Origin of the sequence: Micromonospora coerulea, from assembly GCF_016598485.1 — a bacterium.
GTDB lineage: Bacteria > Actinomycetota > Actinomycetes > Mycobacteriales > Micromonosporaceae > Micromonospora > Micromonospora coerulea.
Genome location: NZ_JAEMUW010000020.1, coordinates 99,065 through 121,932, shown reverse-complemented (window position 1 = coordinate 121,932; position 22,868 = coordinate 99,065). Strand labels below are relative to the sequence as shown.

Annotated in this window: 23 protein-coding genes and 1 tRNA gene; 20 read left to right on the top strand and 4 right to left on the bottom strand. The window is 73.7% G+C overall.

Annotation, left to right across the window (positions count from 1 at the left end; genetic code table 11):
• The first annotated feature begins 537 nt into the window (after positions 1–537).
• The 10 genes from fdh (at position 538) to I8N68_RS24150 (ending at position 13,129) form a co-directional block, all read left to right on the top strand.
• Entirely contained in the window at positions 538–3,864 is a 3,327-nt protein-coding gene (gene fdh, locus I8N68_RS24195) for a formate dehydrogenase (protein ID WP_200214473.1), read from the top strand.
• Positions 3,857–4,900 (top strand): 4Fe-4S dicluster domain-containing protein, encoded by a 1,044-nt coding sequence (locus I8N68_RS24190; RefSeq protein WP_200214471.1) that lies wholly within the window; start codon positions 3,857–3,859, stop codon positions 4,898–4,900. Before fdh ends, I8N68_RS24190 begins: the two co-directional genes overlap by 8 nt.
• On the top strand, positions 4,897–6,066 hold the full coding sequence (gene nrfD, locus I8N68_RS24185; RefSeq protein ID WP_200214469.1) for an NrfD/PsrC family molybdoenzyme membrane anchor subunit: 1,170 nt from the start codon (positions 4,897–4,899) through the stop codon (positions 6,064–6,066). The genes I8N68_RS24190 and nrfD overlap by 4 nt, the downstream gene beginning before the upstream one ends.
• A gap of 323 nt (positions 6,067–6,389) precedes the next feature.
• Positions 6,390–7,943, top strand: a complete 1,554-nt coding sequence (locus tag I8N68_RS24180; protein ID WP_200214466.1) for an OFA family MFS transporter — start codon at positions 6,390–6,392, stop codon at positions 7,941–7,943.
• A gap of 160 nt (positions 7,944–8,103) precedes the next feature.
• Positions 8,104–8,199 (top strand) — tRNA-Sec (locus I8N68_RS24175).
• Between the two features lie 21 nt (positions 8,200–8,220).
• On the top strand, positions 8,221–9,519 hold the full coding sequence (selA, locus tag I8N68_RS24170) for an L-seryl-tRNA(Sec) selenium transferase (protein ID WP_200214463.1): 1,299 nt from the start codon (positions 8,221–8,223) through the stop codon (positions 9,517–9,519).
• Positions 9,520–9,521: 2 nt separating this feature from the next.
• Entirely contained in the window at positions 9,522–11,285 is a 1,764-nt protein-coding gene (gene selB / locus I8N68_RS24165) for a selenocysteine-specific translation elongation factor (protein ID WP_200214460.1), read from the top strand.
• Positions 11,286–11,338: 53 nt separating this feature from the next.
• On the top strand, positions 11,339–11,536 hold the full coding sequence (locus tag I8N68_RS24160) for a hypothetical protein (RefSeq protein WP_200214458.1): 198 nt from the start codon (positions 11,339–11,341) through the stop codon (positions 11,534–11,536).
• Positions 11,537–11,596: 60 nt separating this feature from the next.
• Entirely contained in the window at positions 11,597–12,874 is a 1,278-nt protein-coding gene (locus I8N68_RS24155; RefSeq protein WP_200214456.1) for a hemolysin family protein, read from the top strand.
• A 66-nt stretch (positions 12,875–12,940) separates the two neighbouring features.
• On the top strand, positions 12,941–13,129 hold the full coding sequence (locus I8N68_RS24150) for a hypothetical protein (protein ID WP_200214499.1): 189 nt from the start codon (positions 12,941–12,943) through the stop codon (positions 13,127–13,129).
• A 3-nt stretch (positions 13,130–13,132) separates the two neighbouring features.
• Here I8N68_RS24150 and I8N68_RS24145 read toward each other — a convergent pair whose 3' ends face one another.
• Entirely contained in the window at positions 13,133–13,786 is a 654-nt protein-coding gene (locus I8N68_RS24145; RefSeq protein ID WP_200214454.1) for a hypothetical protein, read from the bottom strand.
• A gap of 131 nt (positions 13,787–13,917) precedes the next feature.
• Between I8N68_RS24145 and I8N68_RS24140 the strand changes: the two genes are divergently transcribed.
• Positions 13,918–14,124 (top strand): hypothetical protein, encoded by a 207-nt coding sequence (locus I8N68_RS24140; RefSeq protein ID WP_200214452.1) that lies wholly within the window; start codon positions 13,918–13,920, stop codon positions 14,122–14,124.
• An 8-nt stretch (positions 14,125–14,132) separates the two neighbouring features.
• Here the strand turns inward: I8N68_RS24140 and I8N68_RS24135 are convergent, their stop codons facing one another.
• From I8N68_RS24135 to I8N68_RS24125, 3 genes are all read right to left on the bottom strand, one after another.
• Positions 14,133–14,597 (bottom strand): hypothetical protein, encoded by a 465-nt coding sequence (locus I8N68_RS24135; RefSeq protein WP_200214449.1) that lies wholly within the window; start codon positions 14,595–14,597, stop codon positions 14,133–14,135.
• On the bottom strand, positions 14,594–14,803 hold the full coding sequence (locus tag I8N68_RS24130; RefSeq protein WP_200214446.1) for a phosphatidylethanolamine-binding protein: 210 nt from the start codon (positions 14,801–14,803) through the stop codon (positions 14,594–14,596). Before I8N68_RS24130 ends, I8N68_RS24135 begins: the two co-directional genes overlap by 4 nt.
• Positions 14,804–14,874: 71 nt before the next feature.
• Complete coding sequence (locus tag I8N68_RS24125) at positions 14,875–15,753, bottom strand: universal stress protein (protein ID WP_200214444.1); 879 nt, start codon at positions 15,751–15,753, stop codon at positions 14,875–14,877.
• Positions 15,754–15,882: 129 nt separating this feature from the next.
• Here I8N68_RS24125 and I8N68_RS24120 point away from each other — a divergent pair, with 129 nt between their 5' ends.
• The 9 genes from I8N68_RS24120 to odhI all read left to right on the top strand — a co-directional run bounded on the left by I8N68_RS24120 (position 15,883) and on the right by odhI (position 22,842).
• Positions 15,883–16,629 carry an SAM-dependent methyltransferase gene (locus I8N68_RS24120; RefSeq protein ID WP_200214442.1) on the top strand — a complete coding sequence of 249 codons (747 nt, stop codon included), beginning with the start codon at positions 15,883–15,885 and terminating at the stop codon, positions 16,627–16,629.
• A gap of 143 nt (positions 16,630–16,772) precedes the next feature.
• Positions 16,773–17,960: a PP2C family protein-serine/threonine phosphatase gene (locus I8N68_RS24115; protein WP_200214441.1), complete on the top strand. Its 1,188-nt coding sequence runs from the start codon at positions 16,773–16,775 to the stop codon at positions 17,958–17,960.
• Between the two features lie 48 nt (positions 17,961–18,008).
• Positions 18,009–18,479: a MarR family winged helix-turn-helix transcriptional regulator gene (locus I8N68_RS24110; RefSeq protein ID WP_200214440.1), complete on the top strand. Its 471-nt coding sequence runs from the start codon at positions 18,009–18,011 to the stop codon at positions 18,477–18,479.
• Between the two features lie 327 nt (positions 18,480–18,806).
• Positions 18,807–19,442, top strand: a complete 636-nt coding sequence (gene clsA, locus I8N68_RS24105) for a cardiolipin synthase ClsA (protein ID WP_372433828.1) — start codon at positions 18,807–18,809, stop codon at positions 19,440–19,442.
• Complete coding sequence (locus I8N68_RS24100; RefSeq protein WP_200214438.1) at positions 19,439–20,383, top strand: DUF881 domain-containing protein; 945 nt, start codon at positions 19,439–19,441, stop codon at positions 20,381–20,383. The genes clsA and I8N68_RS24100 overlap by 4 nt, the downstream gene beginning before the upstream one ends.
• On the top strand, positions 20,380–20,712 hold the full coding sequence (locus I8N68_RS24095; protein ID WP_200214437.1) for a small basic family protein: 333 nt from the start codon (positions 20,380–20,382) through the stop codon (positions 20,710–20,712). The genes I8N68_RS24100 and I8N68_RS24095 overlap by 4 nt, the downstream gene beginning before the upstream one ends.
• A 10-nt stretch (positions 20,713–20,722) precedes the next feature.
• On the top strand, positions 20,723–21,733 hold the full coding sequence (locus I8N68_RS24090; protein WP_200214436.1) for a DUF881 domain-containing protein: 1,011 nt from the start codon (positions 20,723–20,725) through the stop codon (positions 21,731–21,733).
• A 57-nt stretch (positions 21,734–21,790) separates the two neighbouring features.
• Positions 21,791–22,171 carry a glycine cleavage system protein GcvH gene (gene gcvH, locus I8N68_RS24085; protein ID WP_200214435.1) on the top strand — a complete coding sequence of 127 codons (381 nt, stop codon included), beginning with the start codon at positions 21,791–21,793 and terminating at the stop codon, positions 22,169–22,171.
• 218 nt (positions 22,172–22,389) lie between these two features.
• Positions 22,390–22,842, top strand: coding sequence for an oxoglutarate dehydrogenase inhibitor Odhl (gene odhI, locus I8N68_RS24080; RefSeq protein ID WP_007071101.1), 453 nt, complete (start codon positions 22,390–22,392; stop codon positions 22,840–22,842).
• Positions 22,843–22,868 lie beyond the last annotated feature (26 nt).

The window sequence follows — 22,868 nt, the reverse complement described above, 5'->3', positions numbered from 1 at the left end:
GGTCGCCCAGCACTGGAACAACTGACCCACATAAGCAATAAGCAACACGCTGCCGTTGGCCGGCACCCCGAGACAGGGGTGCCGGCCAGCGGCGTACGGCACGCCGAGATACGGCGGCGCTGGCCGCCGGGTATGAGGCGGACAGTGGCGGCAGTCACCGACAGCGCGGAACAACCGGGGGGCGGAGTAGGTTGAGTGAGGTGTCGGTGTGTCCAGTGTCCCCGGGCCTCACCTAAATTGCCTTCGCGGAATACCGTTCGGCTGGAGCCGCGTCGTGCCACTCGCCGAGAGGCGACCTGCACACCGACACCCTTTCCGCCCCCGGCTCCTGCCGGGGGCGGAATTCTTTATGCGCAACGATCCCTCGCCGGCTCGACCTGGCGGTCCGCCCGCCGTGCCGACCCGAGCCCGGGCGGTGCCCGAACCGGCCCCGGGCGGTGCCCGAACCGGGCCAGTCCGCCGCCGGGGTCGCACGCCCCCGTCGGCTGCCCTATGTTCAGAGGGTCAGCTTTCCGCCAGCGGGAGGGGGTGTTCCGGTTGGGTCTCAAGACCTTCATCGAGAGCTGGCCGGTCTACCGGCAGCTCACCGGCACCGACCCGCTCGGCCGGGGCGCCGCGGCGCAGTCCGCCCGCTCGGCCGGCCTGACCGCTCGCACCGAGACCGCCGACAGCATGGCCCGCTCGGTCTGCCCGTACTGCGCGGTGGGCTGCGGGCAGCGGGTCTTCGTGAAGGACGGCCAGGTCACCCAGATCGAGGGCGACCCGGACAGCCCGATCTCCCGCGGTCGGCTCTGCCCGAAGGGCGCGGCCAGCAAGTCGCTGGTGACCAGCCCATTGCGCCAGACTAAGGTGCGCTACCGCCGGCCGTACGGCACCGAGTGGGAGGACCTGGAGCTCGACGTCGCCCTCGACATGATCGCCGACCGGCTCCTCGCCGCCCGCGACGAGACCTGGGAGGACGTCGACGACGCCGGCCGGCCGCTGAACCGGACGCTGGGCATCTCCAGCCTCGGCGGGGCGACGCTGGACAACGAGGAGAACTACCTCATCAAGAAGCTGTTCACGGCGATGGGGGCACTCCAGATCGAGAACCAGGCCCGCATTTGACACTCCGCCACCGTCCCCGGTCTGGGGACCAGCTTCGGTCGCGGCGGCGCGACGGACTTCCAGCAGGACCTGGTCAACGCTGACGTCATCGTCATCCAGGGCTCCAACATGGCCGAGGCCCACCCGGTGGGCTTCCAGTGGGTGATGGAGGCCAAGAAGCGCGGCGCCAAGGTCTTCCACGTCGACCCGCGGTTCACCCGGACCAGCGCGCTCGCCGACACGTACCTGCCGATCCGGGCGGGCACCGACATCGCGCTGCTCGGCGGCGTGGTGCGGTACATCCTGGACAACGAGCTGGACTTCCGGGAGTACGTGCTGGCGTACACCAACGCGGCCACCATCGTCAGCGAGCGGTTCGCCGACACCGAGGACCTCGACGGGCTCTTCTCCGGCTACAACCCCGAGACCGGCTCGTACGACCAGACCAGCTGGCAGTACGAGGGGCACGGGAATCACACCCGGGCCACGGGAACGGGCAAGGAGCGGGAGAGCGCGGCCGGGCTGGAGCACGAGTCGCACGGCGCACCGGTGGCGGCGGAGACACATCGGGACGAGACCCTGCGGCACCCCCGCTGCGTCTACCAGATCCTCAAGCGGCACTTCGCCCGCTACACCCCGGAGATGGTCGAGCGGGTCTGCGGCATCCCCCAGGAGAAGTTCCTGGAACTCGCCCGGGCCTGGACGGAGAACTCCGGCCGGGAGCGGACCGGGGTGCTCGTCTACTCGGTGGGCTGGACCCAGCACAGCGTCGGCGTGCAGTACATCCGCACCGGCGCGATCATCCAGACCCTGCTGGGCAACATCGGGCGGCCGGGCGGTGGCATCCTGGCGCTGCGCGGGCACGCCAGCATCCAGGGCTCCACCGACATCCCGACGCTGTTCAACCTGCTGCCCGGCTACCTGCCGATGCCGCACCACGCCGAACACCCGACCTTCGCCAGGTGGGTGGACAGCATCCGCCACCCCGGCCAGAAGGGCTTCTGGGGCAACTCGCGGGCCTTCGCGGCCAGCCTGCTCAAGGCGTACTGGGGTGACGCGGCCACGCCCGAGAACGACTTCTGCTATGGCTACCTGCCCCGGATGACCGGCGACCACGGGACGTATCAGCAGGTACTGAACATGATCGACGGCCACGTGAAGGGCTACTTCCTGCTCGGCCAGAACCCGGCGGTCGGCTCGGCGCACGGCAAGGCCCAGCGCCTGGGCATGGCCAACCTCGACTGGCTGGTCGTCCGCGACCTGTTCATGATCGAGAGTGCCACGTTCTGGAAGAACAGCCCGGAGATCGCCACCGGCGAGATCGTGCCGGAGGAGTGCCGCACCGAGGTGTTCTTCCTGCCCGCCGCCTCGCACGTGGAGAAGGAGGGCACCTTCACCCAGACCCAGCGGCTGCTGCAGTGGCGGGAGAAAGCCCTCGACCCGCCGGGTGACTGCCGTTCCGAGCTGTGGTTCTTCTACCACCTCGGCCGCGTGTTGCGGGAGAAGCTGGCCGCCTCCACCAAGCCGCGGGACCGGGCGCTGCTCGACCTCGCCTGGGACTACCCGACCCACGGCGAGTACGCCGAGCCGAGCGCCGAGGCGGTGCTCAAGGAGATCAACGGGTACGAGGTGGCCACCGGGCGCCCGCTCGGCGGCTTCGCCGAGGCCAAGGACGACGGCTCGACGGCGATCGGCTGTTGGATCTACAGCGGCGTCTACGCCGACGGGGTCAACCAGGCCGCGCGCCGCAAGCCGGGGCACGAGCAGAGCTGGGTCGCCCCCGAATGGGGCTGGGCCTGGCCGGCCAACCGGCGCACCCTCTACAACCGCGCCTCCGCCGACCCGCAGGGCCGGCCGTGGAGCGAGCGGAAGAAGTACGTCTGGTGGGACGCGGAGAAGGGCGAGTGGACCGGCTACGACGTGCCGGACTTCGAGAAGACCAAGCCGCCGACGTACCGGCCGGCGGACGACGCCTCGGGGTCGGAGGCGCTCGCCGGGGACGACCCGTTCGTGATGCAGGGCGACGGCAAGGCCTGGCTTTACGCGCCGCGCGGGGTGCTCGACGGGCCGTTGCCGACGCACTACGAGCCGGCCGAGTCGCCGATGCGCAACCCGATGTACGGCCAGCAGGCCAACCCCACCCGCAAGGTGTACGACCACCCGGTGAACCGGATGAACCCCAGCCCGCCGGAGGAGCACAGCGGTGTCTTCCCATACGTCTTCACGGTCAGCCGGCTCACCGAGCACCACACCGCGGGCGCGATGAGCCGCACGGTACGGCCGCTCGCCGAGCTGCAGCCGGAGATGTTCGTGGAGGTGTCCCCGGAGCTGGCCGCCGAGGTGGGGCTGGAGCACCTCGGCTGGGCGCACCTGATCAGCGGCCGCGCGGTGATCGAGGCCAAGGTGTTGGTGACCGACCGGCTCACCCCGCTGCGGGTGGACGGCCGGGTGATCCACCAGCTCTGGCTGCCGTACCACTTCGGTTTCGAAGGCCTGGTCACCGGCGACTCGGCCAACGACCTGTTCGGCATCACCCTGGACCCGAACGTGCTGATCCAGGAGAGCAAGGTCGGCACCTGTGACATCCGGCCCGGCCGGCGACCCACCGGCCCGGCCCTGCTCGACCTGGTCGGTGACTACCAGCGGCGGGCCGGCATGACGCCGGACCGGAAGGTGCCGATCGTCACCACCAACGTGCTCGGCGGGGAGGACGCGGCCGGCAGCACCGACGAGCAGTCCCCCGAGGCGGCGGCGCAGGACGGAGACGGGGATGCCTGACGCGAACAGCCTCTACGGCCCGCTGGACCCGGCGCCCGACGCCGGCTGGGTCGACGCCGAACCCCGGATGGGCTTCTTCACCGACACCAGCGTCTGCATCGGCTGCAAGGCGTGCGAGGTGGCCTGCAAGGAGTGGAACGCCGTCCCGGCGTCCGGCTTCGACCTGCTCGGCATGTCGTACGACAACACCGGCGCGCTGACCGCCAACTCGTGGCGGCACGTGGCGTTCATCGAGCAGCCCCGCCCGGCGGGGCACCGCACCCCGCCGTTCGAGGGCAACCCGACCGGGGCGGCGGTGAGCCCGGCCAGCGCGGCGGTCGCCGCCGGCGTGGGCAACGACAGCGGCACCGATCCGGGGGTGCCACCGGGGCAGCCGCCGGCCGCCGCCCGGATGGCCGCCGGGCCGGAGTTCCTCGGCATGCCCGGCGCCCAGCCGCCCGGCCGGGGCAGCGGCGCCGAGTCGCGCACCGACTTCCGCTGGCTGATGATGTCGGACGTCTGCAAGCACTGCACTCATGCCGCCTGCCTGGACGTCTGCCCGACCGGATCGCTGTTCCGCACCGAGTTCGGCACGGTGGTGGTGCAGGAGGACATCTGCAACGGCTGCGGCTACTGCATTTCCGCCTGCCCGTACGGCGTCATCGACCAGCGCAAGGGCGACGGCCGGGCGTGGAAGTGCACGCTCTGCTACGACCGGCTCGGCGCCGGCATGACCCCGGCCTGCGCGCAGGCCTGCCCGACCGAGTCGATCCAGTACGGGCCGCTCGACGAGCTGCGCGAGCGGGCCGCCCAGCGGGTCGCCACGCTGCGCGAGCGGGGCGTGCCGGAGGCCCGGCTCTACGGCCACGACCCGACCGACGGCGTCGGCGGGGACGGCGCGTTCTTCCTGCTCCTCGACGAGCCGGAGGTCTACGGACTGCCGCCGGACCCGGTGGTCACCACCCGGGACCTGCCGAAGATGTACAAGCGGGCCGGCCTGGCCGCGCTGGCCATGGTGGCGGCGGCCGTCGCCGCGTTCGTCGGAGGTTCATCGTGAGTCCGGACCGCGCCCCGGTGGGCGCCAGGTTCCGCCGCTTCCGCGAGCGGCTCACGGCCGAGGGCCCCGAGCGCTTCGGCGGACCGGGCCAGCGGGCGGGCTACGGCGCGCCGCACCCGCCCGGCGACGTCGAGCCGGTCGACCGGCCGCGCCGGCGAGGCCGCAAGGACGGCGGCGGGGAGCAGCTCAACGTCCCACCCGCCGAGTTCACCTCCTACTACGGCCGGCCCATCCTCAAGGCGCCGGTGTGGAAGTGGGACATCGCCGCGTACCTCTTCACCGGGGGTCTGGCCGCCGGGTCGTCCATGCTGGCCGCGGGGGGGCAGCTCACCGGGCGGCCGGCGTTGCGCCGGGCCGGCCGAGTCGCCGCCCTGGCCGCGGTCAGCGCCAGCGCGTACTTCCTCGTCAACGACCTCGGCAAGCCGAGCCGCTTCCACCACATGTTGCGGGTGGCGAAGCTGACCTCGCCGATGTCGGTGGGCACCTGGATCCTCACCGCCTTCGGTCCGGCCGCCGGCCTCGCCGCGGTCGCCGAAGCCGCGCCCTGGCTGCCGGAACGCGGTGTGCTCGGGCTCGCCCGGCGGCTGCTGCCACCGGTCGGACAGACCGCCGGGCTGCTCGCCGCGACGACCGCGCCCGCGCTGGCCACGTACACCGGGGTCCTGCTCGCCGACACGGCCGTGCCGTCCTGGCACGAGGCGTACCCCGAGCTGCCGACCATCTTCGCGGGCAGCGCGCTGGCCAGCGGCGCCGGCGTCGGACTGATCGCCGCGCCGCCGGCGCAGGCCGGCCCGGCGCGGCGGCTCGCGGTGGCCGGCGCGGCCCTGGAGCTGTGGGGTTCGCACCGGGTGGAGAACCGGCTCGGCCTGCTCAGCGAGCCGTACGCGGTCGGCACCGCCGGCCGGTTGCTGCGCGCCGGGCGGGCGCTGACCGCCGCCGGGGTGGCTGGCGCGCTGGTCGGCCGGCGCAGCCGGGCGCTCTCCGCGCTCTCCGGCGGGGCGCTGCTCGCCGCCGCCGTCTGCACCCGGTTCGGCATCTTCCACGGCGGAGTCGCCTCCGCGAAGGATCCGAAGTACACCGTGGTGCCGCAGCGGGAGCGCGCACGGCAGCGCGACGGGCAGACACCAGACGACAGCGGGCCGGGTGCCGGCCCGAATCCGGGTTAGACACGCATCAGGCGCCAGGCCCATGAGCCGACACGGGGGTTCAGCTCATGGCCACAACAACCGCGGGTCGCCGGGGGACTGACAACCGACGCGGGGCCCGGCGGGGTCTCACCTGGTCGCCGAGGGTCTGTTCCAACACGGATATCGCCCGCGTGTGGAGGTGGGCTCGCCTCATCGTCGGCTGGCCTGCACCGGCTCGCTCCGGCCGCGCCCGGGTTTGATCCGACCCGGTTCGGGTAGGCCGCCGCACATTTCAGTGGGACACGTGCCCACAGCTGTCGCACTGCGGATACCCAATGATTCGCAGGAGGGGGAACATACCCATGTTGTCGGTGCTCGACCCCCGCCATACCGTCGCCCCTCCCGGATACAGTCGCTGGCTTATTCCGCCGGCGGCGCTGGCGGTGCATCTGTGCATCGGGCAGGTCTACGCGACCAGCGTCTACAAGAACTCCCTCATCGCGTATTTCGGGGCCAGCCAGACGGCTATCGGAGTCATCTTCAGCATCGCCATCGTCATGTTGGGGCTTTCCGCGGCGGTCGGCGGCACGTGGGCGGAGCGCAGCGGACCCCGCAAGACGATGTTCACCTCCGCGTGTTTCTGGGCAGCGGGTTTCCTGGTCGGGGCGCTCGGCATCGCCACCAAGCAGCTCTGGCTGCTTTACCTCGGCTACGGGGTGATCGGCGGCATCGGACTCGGCCTCGGCTACATCTCGCCGGTCTCCACCCTGATCAAGTGGTTCCCGGATCGGCCCGGCCTCGCGACCGGCATGGCCATCATGGGCTTCGGCGGCGGCGCGATGCTTGCCAGCCCGGTCTCCCGTCAGCTGCTTTCGCTCTATGATCCTGGCTTCCACCCCACCAACGCCGGTGCGGTGGCTTCGGGCAGCGCGCTGGTACGGCTTTTTCTCACACTCGGCGTCGGCTACTTCCTGATCATGATGCTCGGCGTGCTGAACGTGCGGGTTCCCCCACCCGGCTGGCGCCCGGCCGGGTTCGATCCCGCCTCGATCCGGGCCAAGCCACTGGTCACCACGGCGAGCGTGTCCGCGGCGAACGCGATCCGCACGCGCTCGTTCTGGCTGCTCTGGATCGTGCTGTTCACCAACGTGACCGCCGGCATCGGCATCCTGGAGCAGGCCGCCCCGATGATCCAGGACTTCTTCCGCGACAACGGCGTGTCGGCCGTCTCGATCGCGGCGGCGTCGGGTTTCGTGGGCGTGTTGTCGCTGTTCAACCTGGCCGGGCGGTTCGTGTGGTCGTCGACGTCCGACATCATCGGCCGCAAGCCGATCTACGTGGCCTACCTCGGCCTCGGCATGGTGCTCTACACCCTGCTCGCGCTGGTCGGACACACCGTCACGGTGGTGTTCGTGCTGCTGGCCGGCATCATCATCTCCTTCTACGGTGGCGGCTTCGCCACCATCCCCGCCTACCTGCGCGACCTGTTCGGCACTCACCAGGTGGGCGCCATTCACGGCCGGCTGCTCACCGCCTGGTCCGCCGCCGGCGTGGCCGGGCCGCTGATCGTCAACGGCGTCCTCGACGCCCAGGGCAAGCCGGGTACGTTCACCGCTTCGGCGTACCGGCCGGCGCTGTTCACCATGGTCGCCGTGCTGGCTGTCGGATTCATCGCCAACCTGCTGGTCCGCCCCGTCCCGGAACGTTTCCACGAACCGGACACTGGCGGAGCGGTTCCCGTAGCGCCCGCCGAACGGACCGACCCCGTCGCCCTGCGGCCGGAGAGCCGGCCCGCGGCCAAGGCCGTGGCCCCGCAGCAGGCCCGGCTCTGGATATCGTGGGCGCTGGTCACCGTGCTGCTCGGCTACGGCGTGGTACAGACCGTCATCACCGCCGCGAAGCTGTTCACCGAGTGATCGTCGCTTCCGTCACGCGACCCGTCCGCCGCCGATCACCGCCTGCCGACCAGCCCGGGCAAGCCGCGGCCGCCCTTCCAGACAGCGGGCCCTGAGCCGGGCCGGCGCGGTCACTCCCTTCGCCCGGCGGATGGAGATCATATGTGGTTGACTGCTGGGCGGAGGCGTTCAGGCGGCTGGTGCCCCTCCCGGTCTTCAAAACCGGTGTGGTCCGGAACCCGGGCCAGGCGGGTTCGATTCCCGTCCGTCTCCGCCAAGCAGCCTGGGAGATGACCCGATGCGTGACGGCACGGCCGACCCGCGGCGGCGCGTGCCGCGTACCGACGCGCTGCTCGCCGACCCCGGGCTGGCCGCCGCCGTCGGCTCGCTCGGCCGCGACCGGGTCAAGGCCGCGATCGTCCGCGCGCAGCAGCGCGCCCGCCGCGGCGAGATCACCCCCGAGCGGGTACGCGACGCCGCGCTGGCCCAGCTGCCGGCGCCCGCGCCCCGCGCGGTGCTGAACGCCACCGGCGTCGTGCTGCACACCAACCTCGGGCGGGCGCCGCTGTCGGCCGCCGCGGTCGAGGCGATGGTCGCCGCCGCCGGGCACACCGACGTGGAACTGGACCTGCGGACCGGCCGGCGGGCCCGGCGCGGCCGGGACGCCCTCGACGCGCTCGCCGCCGCGGTGCCGGACGCGGCGGCCGTGCACGTCGTCAACAACGGGGCCGCCGCGCTGGTGCTGGCCGCCACCGCGCTCGCCGCCGGCGCCGAGATCGTGGTCAGCCGGGGGGAACTGGTCGAGATCGGCGACGGGTTCCGCCTGCCCGACCTGCTGGAGAGCACCGGCGCCCGGCTGCGCGAGGTGGGCACCACCAACCGCACCACCCTCGCCGACTACGCCGCGGTGATCGGCCCGCGCACCGGCTTCGTACTCAAGGTGCACCCGTCGAACTTCCGGGTCACCGGCTTCACCTCGGCCGTGCCGGTGCGCGAGTTGGCCACCCTCGGGGTGCCGGTGGTCGCCGACATCGGTTCCGGGCTGCTGGCGCCCGACCCGCTGCTGCCCGCCGAGCCGGACGCCGCCAGCACCCTGCGCGACGGCGCCGCCCTGGTCACCGCCAGCGGCGACAAGCTGCTGGGCGGGCCGCAGGCCGGCCTGCTGCTCGGCGACGCCGACCTGGTCGGGCGGTTGCGTCGGCACCCCCTGGCCCGCGCGCTGCGGGTCGACAAGCTCACCCTCGCCGCGCTGGCCGCCACCCTGCACGGGCCGACCACCCCCACCCGGGTGGCCCTGCACGCCGACCCGGCCGCGCTGCGCGACCGCGCCGAGCGGCTGCGGGACGCCCTCGGCGGCGACGGCCGCAAGGCCGAGGTGGTGCCCTGCGCGTCCGTGGTGGGCGGCGGCGGCGCCCCCGGCGTCGAGCTGGACTCGTGGGCGCTGAGCCTGCCCGAGCGGTACGCCGAGCCACTGCGCACCGGCGAGCCGCCGGTGCTCGGCCGGGTGCTGCACGGCCGGCTCCTGCTCGACCTGCGCTGCGTGCCGGCCGAAGCGGATCCGGTGCTGCGGGCGGCGATCCTGCGGGCGGGCGGGTAGCCGTGTGGGTCGTCGCCACCGCCGGGCACGTCGACCACGGCAAGTCCACCCTGGTGCGGGCGCTCACCGGAATGGAGCCCGACCGGTGGGCCGAGGAACGCCGCCGGGGCATGACCATCGACCTCGGCTTCGCCTGGACCACCCTGCCCTCCGGCGGCACCATCGCCTTCGTCGACGTACCCGGGCACGAGCGCTTCGTGTCGAACATGCTCGCCGGGGTCGGTCCGGTGCCCGCCGCGATTGTGGTCGTCGCCGCCGACGAGGGTTGGATGCCGCAGTCCGCCGAACACCTCGCCGCCCTGGACGCGCTCGGGGTGTCGTACGGCCTGCTGGTGGTCACCCGTGCGGACCTCGCCGATCCGGGGCCCGCGCTGGCCCAGGCCCGCGCGGAGCTCGCCGCCACCTCCCTCGGCTCGGTCGAGGCCGTCGCGGTCAGCGGCGCAACCGGCGCCGGCCTGCCCGAGCTGCGGGCGGCCCTGGACCGGCTGGTGGCCCGGCTGCCCGACCCGGCGCGGGACGCCCCGGTCCGGCTCTGGGTGGACCGGTCCTTCACGATCCGGGGCAGCGGCACGGTGGTCACCGGCACCCTCGGCGACGGCCGGCTGGCCGTCGGCGACCAGCTCGAACTCGCCGACACCGGCGCACCGGTCCGGGTCCGCGGCCTGCACGCCCTCGGCGCCGCGCGGGAGCGGGTGGACGCGCTGGCCCGGGTGGCGGTGAACCTGCGCGGGGTGTCCCGGGACCGGATCGGCCGTGGTGCCGCCCTGCTCAGCCCCGGCCGCTTCCGGCTGACCGACCTGCTCGACGTGCGGCTCGCCGGCGATCCGGCCGCCGACCTGCCGGCCACCCTCACGCTGCACGTCGGCTCGGCCGGGGTGCCCGCCCGGGTGCGGCCGCTCGGTCCCGACACGGTGCGGCTGCGCCTGGCCCGCCCGTTGCCGCTGCTGATCGGCGACCGGGCGCTGCTGCGTGACCCGGGCCGGCACCACGTGGCCGGCGGGGTGACGGTGCTGGACGTCGCGCCGCCGCCGCTGCGCCGGCGGGGTGCCGCCGCCGCCCGGGCGGCCGTCCTGGCCGAGCTGGACGGCCGGCCCGACCTGGCCGGCGAGCTGCGTCGCCGGTCCCTGGCACGGGCCGGCGAGCTGACCCGGATGGGCGTGCCGGTGACCGTTGCGCCGGTCGCCGGGGACTGGCTGGCCGATCCGGAGCACTGGCGGCTCCTCGGCGTCCGGCTCACCGAGGAGGTCGCCCGGTACGCCCGGGAGCACCCGTTGGAGGCGGGCGCGCCGGTGGAGGTGCTGCGCCGGCGCCTCGCACTGCCGGACCGGGCCCTGGTGGAGGCGCTGCTCCGGCCGCCGCTGCGGCTGCGCGCCGGTCGGGTGACCGCCGCGGCGGTCGACGCGCTGCCGGCGCCGGTGGCCCGCGCCGTCGACCGGGTCCGGGCCGAGTACGGCGACCGTCCCTTCCAGGCCCCCGAGACGCACCGCCTCGCCGACCTGGGGCTGGGCCCCCGGGAGATCGGCGCCGCCGTGCGGGCCGGCGCCCTGCTCAAGCTGGCCGACAACGTGGTGCTGCTGCCCGGGGCGCTCGACGACGCGGTGCGGGTGCTCGCCCGGCTGCCGCAGCCGTTCACCCTCAGCGCCGCGCGGCAGGCGCTGGACACCACCCGGCGGGTGGCGGTGCCGCTGCTGGAGCTGCTGGACCGGCGGGGCGCGACCCGTCGGCTGCCCGACGACGCCCGTGAGGTGGTCGGCCCGCCGGGCTGACCGGCGGTGCGAAGCCGACTCGCCCGGCCGGCGTGGTCGCCTACGGTGACGCCATGGACCCTTCCGCGGTCTGGCGGGACCGGCAGCACCGGTGGCGGATCGAGGCGTACCGGGCCCCGGACCTGCGCTTCGCCATCTTCGCCACGAACGGCACCACCGAGTCGGCGCCGCTGTGGCTGTTCGGGATGGCCGCGCTGGCGCGCTGGTTGATGACCCACGCGATCAGCCTGGACGACCTGGAAAACGACTGACCGGGCTCCGGCGGGGCAGCGCTGCGGTTGAGTGGGGGCAGGCGGCGGGAGGGGGTGCGGATGACCGGCCAGTTGGCCCTGGTGATCGTCCTCGTGCTCATCAACGCCGCGCTGTCCGGTAGCGAGATGGCCCTGGTCACGCTCCGCGAGGGGCAGCTGCGGCGGTTGAGGCGTTCGGGGCGCAGCGGCGTCCGGCTCGCCCGCCTGGCCCGGGAGCCGAACCGCTACCTGGCCACCATCCAGCTCGGCATCACCCTGGCCGGCTTCCTCGCCTCGGCGGCTGCCGCGGTGTCGCTGGCCGAGCCGCTGTTCGGGCCGCTGGCCTTCCTCGGCCGGGCCGCCCGCCCGGTCGCGGTGCTGCTGGTGACGGTGGTGCTGACCTTCGTCACGCTCGTCGTGGGCGAGCTGGCGCCGAAGCGGCTGGCGATGCAGTGGGCGGAACGCTGGGCGCTGCTCAGCGCCGCCCCGTTGGACCTGCTCTCCCGGCTGTCCCGGCCGGCGGTGTGGCTGCTCAGCCGCAGCACCGACCTGGTGGTCCGGCTCGTCGGTGGGAACCCGCGGGCCAGCCGCGGGGAGGTGACCGAGGAGGAGTTGCGCGAGATGCTGGTCAGCCAGCGGGGCCTGTCCGCGCAGCAGCGGGAGATCCTCTCCGGGGCGTTCGACATCGCCGGTCGGACGCTGCGGGAGATCCTGGTCTCGCGCCGGGACGTGACGGTCGTGCCGGCGTCGGCGCCGGCCTCCGAGGCGATGCGGCGGCTTGCGGTGACCGGCCGGTCCCGGGCCCCGGTGGTCGGGCCGGGCGGCCTGGACGACGTGTGCGGCGTGGTGCACATCCGGGACCTGGTCGACGCCGGTGACGCGACCGCCGGCGACCGGGCCCGTGCGCCGTTGCTGCTGCCCGGGACGCTGCCGGTCGCCGACGCGATGCGTCAGTTCCGTCAGCGCCACGAGCAGATCGCCCTGGTGGTCGACGAGCACGGCGGGATCGACGGCCTGGTGACCATGGAGGACCTGCTGGAGGAGGTGGTCGGCGAGCTGTACGACGAGACCGACCGGGACGTGCGTGGTGTGGTCCGGGAGCCGGACGGCGCCCTGCTCCTGGCCGGCGACTTCCCGCTGCACGACCTGCCGGACGTCGGAGTGCGGCTGGGCTTCCCGCTGTCGCGGGAGTACACCACGATCGCCGGCCTGGTCCTGGCCCGGCTGGGCCAGGTGCCTACCGGACCGGGGGAGCGGGTGCAGCTGCCCGGGCTGAGCGTCGAGGTGGTCGAGGTGGCCGACCGGGCGGTACGCCGGGTGCGGCTGCGCGGTCCGGCCGCCGGTTGCCCGGCGGAGTGACCCGGACGAGGGACATTGTCCGCAAAAGGGGCAGGTGTGCGGTGGATCGGCCGTACCGTGCGGAACGTGAAGGACCGACGCACGCGGACGTTCATCGCCGTCCTCGCCGGGCTCGCGGTGATCTACTTCGGCGCCACCGGGCACCGCAGCAGCGGCGCGGAGGGCGGCGGGATCTCCGGTGGGGTGGTGCTGCTGGCTTTGGGCGCGGCGCTGCTGGCCTGGCACCTGACGAAGCCGGCCGGGCCGGCGAAGTGAGCGTTAGCGGGCCGCCCCGGTGCGGCTGACCTCGCCCGCCGACTCCTCGCCGAGCGCCACCCGCACCAGCGCCGAGGCGAGCCGCCCGAAGTCGGCGTCGCCGACCAGGCCGGCCAGCCCGTCCGGGTTCGCCGGCAGGCCGAGCTGCTTGGCCCCGGCGAGGGTCCGCCGGTCGGCGTACGGGCGGACGTCCGGCCACACCGTCTGCGCCTCGCGCAGGAAGATGTCCGCCCCGGTGGGGCCGATGCCGGGGAACTCGGTGAGCAGCCGGCGCAGGGCGGTCCGCTCACCGTCCGCCTCGCGGTGCATCCGGCGCAGGTCCCCGTGCCAGCGGTCCAGGCAGAGCCGGGCACCGGTGCCGAGCATGGTGGCCGTCCGCTCGTCGTACCGGCGGTAGTGGCCGCGGCCCAGCGCGTCGACCCGGTCCTGCCAACTCGCCGCCTCCATCGCCTGCGGGGTCCGGTAGCCGGCCTTGAAGAGCTCCCGCGCGGCCGCCAGGGCCACCCCGGCCCGGATCCGGGTGCTCAGCAACGTGGCGAGCACCAGCAGCTGGTAGAGCGGTCCCGGGCGGTCGGCCAGCCGGATCCCCGCCTCCTCGGCGTACGTCCGGCCCTGCCGGTCCAGCAGCGCCCGAGCCACGTTGCGATCGTTCCGCATCCCGGGGGTGTACCCGTCCCGGGCCGGCGCAGACACCGGGCGGCGCGGTGGAGCCGGAATGCGCCCGACGGCGGCGGGTAACCGGGAACGGTGCGCGGCCCCACGTCGCGCGCGACCGGAAGGAGAGACCCGTGGTCAATCCGCAGCAGGAGGAGTTCCGCCGCAACAACAAGGGCGCCACGAGCCAGGACAGCAAGGGTCCCCGCGCGACGGGCCATCCGCGCTATAGCGGCTCGTCGAACGGGGACACCGGGCGGCCGGTCCCGAAGGGACAGATCTCGCCGTACGGACCGGCCGCTGAGCCGGTGGCCGACGACGAGAGCGACGTTCGCCGCTAACCACACGGTCAGGATGGCGGTCGTAGCCGGTTCCAGGTGGCTACGGCCGCCATTCCGTACGCCAGATGCGGGATGACGTCGGCCAGCCAGTCCTGCGCCCGCCAGGTACGCGGGTCCGAGATCCGCAGCACCGTGATCGAACTGTCCGTGGCGGCCATGACGCCGCCACCGAGCAGCCCGGCGGCCAGCGGCAGCGGGATCCGGCGGCGGGCGGCGAGCAGGCCGAAAGCGACCCCGCCGGCGATGCCGGTGGCGTACCCGAGAACGGGCCCGAGGCCCGAGCGGCGGGTGGCCGCCCGGTCCTCGGGCCCGAGGTCGACGTGTGCCGCGCCGGCGAGCCGGCGCACGGTCTCCTCCGGGATGCTGCTCGCCGGGCGGGCCCGCACCGCGATGTCGAGGTAGCTGACCACGTTCAGGGCCGCGCTCCCTACCGCACCGGCGATGGCGCCGTCGACCAGGGGCGCGGCTCTCACTTCGGGTCGCCCGGTTCGCGCTCGCCCTTGGGCCCGAACGTCCGTTCCCCCCGAACGATGCCGCGTTGGCCCCGGTCGTCCTGCAGCATCCGGTTGGCCACCTGGTTGGCCTCCGCGTCCGCCGCCCGCCCGGACTGTTCGATCAGATCGCGCAGCCGCGCCCGTTGCTTGTCGTACGCGTTGCTGCCCGGCCGTGGTCCTGGCATCGCTGCCTCCTCGTGTCGGCGTGCCCGGGTCGTCTACCCGGCGGTGCCGGGGTCATTCGTGCCGGCGACGCTCAGGCGGGGGAGCGGACGACGGCGACCGGGCACCCGGCGTGGTGCATGACGCCCTGGCTGACCGACCCGAGCAGCAGCCCGCTCAGTTCACCCCGGCCCTGGCTGCCGACGACCAGCAGTTGGGCGTCGCGGGCGGCGTCGGTGAGCGCGGCGACCGGGCGGCCGTGGACCGCGGCGCGGGTGACGGGCACCTCCGGGTACCGCTCGGTGAGCCCGGTGAGGGACTCGGCGAGCACCCGGTCCTCCTCGCCGCGCAGCTGGTTCTCCTCGTACACCAGGGGTTGCATGTCGCCCGGGCCGCCGGAGACCGGGTGGGTGTAGGCGTGCACGGCGTGCAGCCGGGCACCCCGTAACGCCGCCTCCGCCACGGCGAACTCGACCGCGGCCCGGGACAGCACCGAGCCGTCCACCCCGACCACGACCGGTCCGGCCGCGCGGTCCTCGCCGCGGGCCACCAGCACCGGGCACTGCGCGTAGGACGCCACCTGGATCGCCACCGAGCCGATCACCAGGGAGGCGAAGCCGCCGAGGCCCCGGTCGCCGAGCACGATCATCGTGGCGGTGGGGGACTCGCCGACCAGCACGGCGGCGGCCTCGCCGTCGATGATCTCGCCGGAGACCCGCAGCCCGGGGGCGGCCGCCTCCGCCGCGGCCACCGCCTTGGCCACCAGCTCCTCCGCCTGCCGCCGCAGGCCGCCCGACGGTCCCTCGGCGAGCTGGGACGCCGGCACGCGCAGCAGCGGCCAGATGAAGCCGTGCACCACGCGCAGCGGGCGGTGCCGTCGGGCCGCCTCGGCCGCGGCGAGTCGGACGGCCCGCAGCGCCGGCTCGGAGCCGTCCACGCCCACCACCACCGCCGCGCCGTTCGCCGAGTTCACCGCTGCACCTCCTGGCCGCCGGACGCCCGCGGCCAGTATCGCGGCCGGTGGCGCTCCGCCGGGGCGATACCGCCGGAGCCGAGCCGTGGGTACGCTGTCGACCATCGCCCCAGCAAGGGAGACTCGTCGATGGCCGAGCCCGACCAGCCGAGCATCGCCCGCATGATCGACTTCTGGCTCGGTGGCGAGCACCACTACCCGGTCGACGTGGCCGCGGCCCGTGCCTTCGAGGAGGCGTACGCGCCCTGCGCGGTGATCTTCCGCGCGCTGCGCGCCTTCCTCGGCCGGGCGGTCCGGTCGATCGCCGACGCGGGGGTGGACAGCTTCCTGGTGTTCGGCGCCGGGGTGCCGACCCGGGGCAACGTGCACGAGGTGGCCCCGGAGGCGACCGTCCTCTACACCGACGTCGACCCGGTGACCATCCGGCTCGGCCAGCGCATCCTGGCCGGCAGCGACCGCGCGGGCTACGGGTTCGGCGATGCCACCGACATCGGCACGATCGACCCGGCCCAGTTGCACCGGTTCGTACCGGGGTGGGGGAGGAGGCCGGTCGGGGTGGTCTTCCTCGGGCTGGCCGCGTTCCTCGACGACGAGACGCTCGCGCGCACCCTGGGCGAGCTCTACGAGGCGGTCGCCCCGGGCAGCTTCCTGGCCGTCGACTTCGACGCGGAGGAACTGGCCGCGTACCCTCGGGCCCTGGCCATGATGGGGCCGATGTTCCGGCTGCGCCCGCCGTCGGCGTTCGGTCCGCTGCTCGGCCGCTGGGAGCCCGGCGCGGACGGCATCGTGCCGGTCGCCCGGTGGCGGCCGGACGGCGAGCCGGCCGACGTGCCGGACGCCTTCTTCGGCGCGGTGGCCACCAAGCCCGTCGCCTGACCGGCGCCGCCGCCAGCCGGATCGGACGCGGCCGGGCGCTGCCGTTGTGTGGTCGGTCGCCCGGGCGGAGCCGGGCGTCCGGGGTGTGCGCCGACCTCCGTATGATGCTTGCCCTGTAGCAATAATCGTCCCGGAGGATGCACATGCCGGATGCGGCCGGACAGGTGTCGCGTGCCCTGCGCCTGGCCCCGCCCGACCAGTTGGCGGAGGCCGCCGACCGGGCGATCCGCGCAGCGCTGGGGGCGTCGCGCACCGAGGTGTTCGTGGCCGACTACCGGTTCAGCGGGCTCTGGCCGGTGTTGGACCCGGAGCTGCCCGAGGCCGGTTTCCTCGCCTGCCAGGGCGTGGCCCAGCGCTGCTTCAGCAGCCAGCAGCCGGTGCTCGACGGCGGCGAGGACGGCCGGTGCCGGGTCTACCTGCCGCTGTCGGTCTGGGGCGAGCGGCTCGGGGTGCTGCTGGTCGAGCTGCCCGCCCACCCCGACGCGGCGTCGGTGCGGGTGGCCGGGGACATCGCGGGCGAACTGGCGGTGGCGTTGCGCGCCGCCGACCGGGAGACCGACCGCTACCGGCGCGTGCGGCGGCGGGAGCGGCTGAGCATGGCCGCGGAGATGCAGTGGGACCTGCTGCCGGGGCGCAGCGTCGCGCACGACGCGTTCCTGCTGGCCGGTCAGCTCGAACCGGCGTACACGGTTGGCGGCGACCACTTCGACTGGTCGGTCGACGGCGAGCGGCTCACCGTCACCGTGCTCAACGGCACCGGGAACGGACTGGCGGCCTCGCTGCTCACCGCGGTCACCGTGAACGCGATGCGCAACGCCCGCCGCTCCGGGGGCAGCCTGGTCGAGCAGGCCGAGCTGGCCTCGGACACGATCTTCTACCAGCACCGCGGCGACCGGCACGTGGCGACGCTCCTGCTGGAGCTGGACACCCGGCACGGCGTGGTCCGGGCGGTGGACGCCGGTTCGCCGCACGTGCTGCGGCTGCGCGGCGGGACGGTCACCCCGATCGCCCTGGAGCAGCAGCTGCCGCTGGGCATGTTCGCCGAGACCCGCTACGACGTGCAGGAGTTCATTCTCGAGCCGGGGGACCGGCTCTTCGTGGTCAGCGACGGCGTGTACGCCGCCGAGCCGGCGGGCCAGGAGCCGTACGGCGACCGGGCCATGGCGCGGTCGATGCGCTCCACTCGGCTGCAACCGGCGACGGAGGCAGTTGGTACGGTGATGCGCGAACTGCACGCGTACCACGTCGACGCGGACCTCCGGGACGACGCGGTCGTCGTCTGCCTTGACTGGCGCGGTTCCAGCCGGCCGGGCGACGGGCGTGAACGGTGACCGGAGCGGCGAGGCGAACACGAGCGGGACGATCGCAGGGGAGATCGGGTGGAGCGACCTCCGAATCTTGCCGCGGCCATCGATGCGGCTGCTGAGGCGCTCGTCGGCGTGCTCGACTCGGCGACGTCCCGGCACACCGTCGGCGTCTCGCCGACCCAGCTGCGGGTGCTCTCCCTGATCATGACGCACCCGGACACCAACGTGAACCGGCTGGCCGAGCTGCTGGACGTGGTGCCGTCGTCGGCGAGCCGGCTCTGCGACCGGCTGGAGGCGGTGGGGCTGGTGCGCCGGGCGGCGGATCCCCGCGACCGGCGGGAGGTGCGGCTGATCCCGACGGCGGCGGCGGAGACCCTGCTGCGGGAGCTGAAGGATCGCCGGCACCAGGCAGTCCAGACCGTCCTCGACCGGATGCCCAACCGGGTCCAGCACGAGCTCCTGCTGGCCCTGCTCGCCTTCAGCCAGGCCGCCACGGCGGCGGCGCCGCAGACCAGCACCGACTCGACCGCCCGCACGGCCTGACCTTCCCATCGCCGATGGACGAACCGTTTCACCTGCCCTTCACCGCTCAACTAGTGTCCTAGGATGCCCTACGGGTAGTGCGGGTCCGCACAAAAGCGAGAACCACGCAACAAGGGCACGCGGCACCCGAGCCGGCGCGAGGAAGCCCGATATAGTGGCAGCGCAACTGGCCGGCCCACGACCGACACGGTCGTGGGCCGCATCGGGGGAGGTCCCAGCCCGGGATCGCAGAGGGCGCCGGCGCTGACCGGCCGGCTACGCGCACGTTCCTCCGCCGGCGGCCGATCACCGTCGGCCGCCGGACCGTGCTGCGAAGGGAGGGGTTCGGTGTCGCGTCGGCCGGCTCGCACGGAGCATTCGACTTCCGGCGGTACGACGGCGGTCGTGGGGGACCGCGTCCTCACCCTGCCGAACCTGATCAGTCTTGTCCGGCTGGTCGGCGTACCGCTGTTCCTCTACCTCTTCCTGGTGGTCCGCGCGGACGTCGCGGCCGTCGTGGTGCTCGCGATAGGCGGCACCAGCGACTGGGTGGACGGCTGGATCGCCCGCCGCCTGGAGCAGGTCAGCCGGCTGGGGGAGCTGCTCGACCCGCTCGCCGACCGGCTCTACATCCTGGCCACCCTGCTGGCATTCACCGCGCGGGAGGTGGTGCCGTGGCAGTTCACCGGCGCATTGCTGGCCCGTGAGCTGCTGCTGCTCGGCTCGTTGGCGGTGCTGCGCCGCTACGGCTACGGCCCACCGCCGGTGCACTACGTGGGCAAGACGGCCACCTTCCTGCTGCTGGCCGCGTTCCCGATCCTGCTGCTCGCCGCGGCGGCACCCGGTGTGGCGACCGCCGCCGGCGCGATCGGTTGGGGGCTGGCCTGGTGGGGGCTGGTGCTCTACTGGGTGGCCGGCGCGATGTACGTGGTGCAGGCCGGCCGCCTGGTGCGGGCGATGCGGTCCGGGGGTGCGCCGGCATGAGCGCGGCTCCGCGCGAGGGCCGGGATCCGTCGGCCCGGGTGTACGCGCCGGACTTCCTGACCGACCTGTTCCGCAACCCCTTGGATCCCGGGTACGCGGACGCGGCGGCCCGCCGTCGGCAGGACCCGCCGTCCGCGCTGCGCCGCTGGGCGGCCCGCCCGGTGACGCTGGTGGTGGTGCTGGCGATCGGGGTGCTGTTCGCCGTCGCGTACCGGGAGACGGTCGCGGAGGAGCCCGGCCGGGCGAAGGCCCGCGCGGGTCTGATCGCGGAGATCAAGCAGCGGGAAGCCGAGACCGACCGGTTGACCGCCCGCGCGGACCAGTTGCGCGAGGAGGTGAGCCGGCAGCGGGACGCGGCGTTGAGCGGTTCGCAGGCGTCTCGGTTGCGGAACCTGGAGGCGGGCACCGGCCTGGGCCGGGTGCGCGGCGACGGGGTGGTGGTGCGGCTGGCCGACGCCGCGGCGGACAAGGACGCGGTGACGGGCGCGGACGCCGGTCCGTCCCGGGTGTTGTACTCCGACCTGCAGAAGGTGGCCAATGCGTTGTGGGCGGCGGGCGCGGAGGCGGTCGCGGTCAACGGGCAGCGGCTGACGGCGACGTCGACCATCCGGTCGGCGGGGGAGGCGATCCTCGTCGACTACCGGCCGGTGACGGGTCCGTACGAGGTGTCGGCGATCGGTCCGGGTGCGATGCGGGACCGGTTCGACGACAGCCGGGCGGCGAGTCTGATGCGGGAGGTGGCCCGGAGCACCGGGCTGTCGTTCGGGGTGCGGGAGGCCGAGGACCTCACCCTGCCGGCCGCTCCCCAGCCACGGCTACGCTACGCCGAGCCTTCGGTCAGTCCGAGCCCGTCGCCGTCGGGTTCGGGTGCCGTGGGCTCGTCCAGTCCCGGGCCGGCCGGCTCGGGGACCTCTCTCCGCCCCTCCGGAGGTGTCCGATGATCGCGGTGCTGGCGCTGATCGCCGGTGTGGTTCTCGGGATCTACCTGGATCCGACCGTGCCCGCCGCCCTTCAGCCGTACCTGCCGATCGCTGTGGTGGCCGCGCTCGACGCGGTGTTCGGTGGGGTCCGGGCGAAGCTCGACCGGATCTTCGACGACAAGCAGTTCGTGGTGTCGTTCATCTCGAACGTGCTGGTGGCGGGTTTGATCGTGTATCTGGGCGACCAGCTGGGGGTGGGCGGTCAGCTCTCCACCGGGGTGGTGGTCGTGCTCGGGGTGCGCATCTTCGGAAACGTGGCGGCGATCCGCCGGCACCTGTTCCGGGCGTAGGTTTGTGGCGATGACTGAAGAGCACAGGGAGACCGGGACCGGTTGGCCGGCGCCGGCGGAGCCGGGCCGGCCGGAGGGGCCGGCTGGTGAGCCGGATCCGCGGCCGGACGCGCCGGATTCCGACGAGCTGAGCCCGCTGGCACCGGACGAGCCGGTGGAGCGGGACAGGGACGCGCCGGAGCCCGCGGCGGATTCGGCGGCGGAGCCGGGTGCTGCCACGGTTGAGCCGGGCGAGGTGGCCGAGCCGGGTGCTGCCGCGGCTGAGCCGGGCGAGGTGGCCGATCTCGCGGGGCCGGCGCAGCCGGTGGCGGGCGGGGTGGGCCGGCGGCGGCTGACGTCGGCCGGGGCGATGATCGCGGTGCTGCTGGCGTTGCTGGGGTTCACCCTGGTGGTGCAGTTGAAGACGACGTCGACGGATCCGACGCTCGCGGCGACGCGGGAGGAGGACCTGGTGCGGATCTCGTCGGATCTGGATTCCCGGGAGCGGCGGCTGCGGCAGGACATCGAGGCGTTGGAGGAGAGCCAGCGGCAGCTGCGCTCGGGTGAGCAGGGTCGGCAGGCGGCGCTGGAGGAGGCGACGCGGCGGGCGGACGAGCTGGGCATCCTGGCGGGTACGTTGCCGGCGGTGGGTCCGGGTCTGTCGGTGCGGTTCGTGGGGGGCGAGAAGGCGACCTCGTCGACGCGGATCCTGGACGCGGTGGAGGAGCTGCGGGGCGCGGGCGCGGAGGCGATGCAGATCGCCGGGGCGGACGGCACGTCGGTGCGGATCATCGCGTCGACGTACTTCGTGGATGCCGACGGTGGTGGCCTGGTGGTGGACGGGCGGCGGTTGAGCGCTCCGTACACGATCTTGGTGATCGGTGAGCCGGCGACGATGCGAACGGCGTTGGGCATTCCCGGCGGGGTGGTCGCATCGGTTCGGGATGCCGGCGGTAACGTCTTCGTCGAGGATCGTCCGGCTGTGGATGTTTCGCAGCTGCACGCGCCGATCAAGCTGGAACACGCCCGCCCGGTTTCCTGACCGGGCGCGGCCGGCGCCGGTTCCCCCCGGTGCACCGATGGATGAAGGACGCAGCTGGTGATTCCTGAGGATCTGCGGTATACCGCCGAGCACGAGTGGGTGGCCGGTGGTGACGGCGGTGCCGTCCGGGTCGGCATCACGCACTTCGCGCAGGACGCCCTGGGTGACATCGTGTTCGTCCAGTTGCCGGACGAGGGTGCGGTGGTGGCGGCGGGTGAGCCGCTGGGTGAGATCGAGTCGACGAAGAGCGTGTCGGAGATCTACGCGCCGATCAGCGGCACGGTGGCGGCGCGCAACGAGGCGCTCGGCGACACCCCTGAGTTGATCAACACGGATCCGTACGGCGCGGGGTGGTTGTTGGAGATCGCCCCGGAGGATCCGGCGGCGCTCGAGGGTCTGTTGACCGCTGACGCGTACCGCGAGCTCACTGAGAGCTGAGTGTTGCCCGGGCGGGTGGGGGCGTCGTCTCCGCGCGTCCGGTTGCCCTGCATTTCGGCGCTGGCTAGGCTCGCCCAGTCGACCGAGAACCCAATAGTTGAGCGTTTGTGGAATGCGCCTTCCCGGGCACGGGGAGCCAGCCGCCGGGTGTCTGTTTGCCCGGCGGCCAGACCCGCCATTACCCGACGCCGACCGAACAGATCCGTGAGGTGGTCCCCATGACGCGCCCAGACGACGAGTTCCCCCCACTCGACGTCACTTCGACGCTCAATCTCGGTTCGCTCGACGAAGTGCTGGAGGGTCCGGACACCGATGTGGTGCCGAGCCGGATGTCCGGCTCGTTGCCGCCGGGGATGGCGCTGCTGGTGGTTCGCCGGGGTCCGAATGCGGGCGCCCGGTTCCTGTTGGACCACGATGTGACAACGAGTGGCCGGCACCCGGACAGTGACATCTTCCTGGACGACGTGACGGTGTCGCGGCGGCACGCGGAGTTCCACCGGGACGGCGGTACGTTCACCGTGCGGGACGTGGGCAGCCTGAACGGCACGTACGTGAACCGGGAGCGGGTCGAGGCGGCCACGTTGAGCAATGGTGACGAGGTGCAGATCGGCAAGTTCCGGGTGGTGTTCATCGCCGGTCCGCGCCCGGAGGAGGAGGCCGGCCGGGGGTGAACGAGCCTGCGGCTTCGACGCCGTCC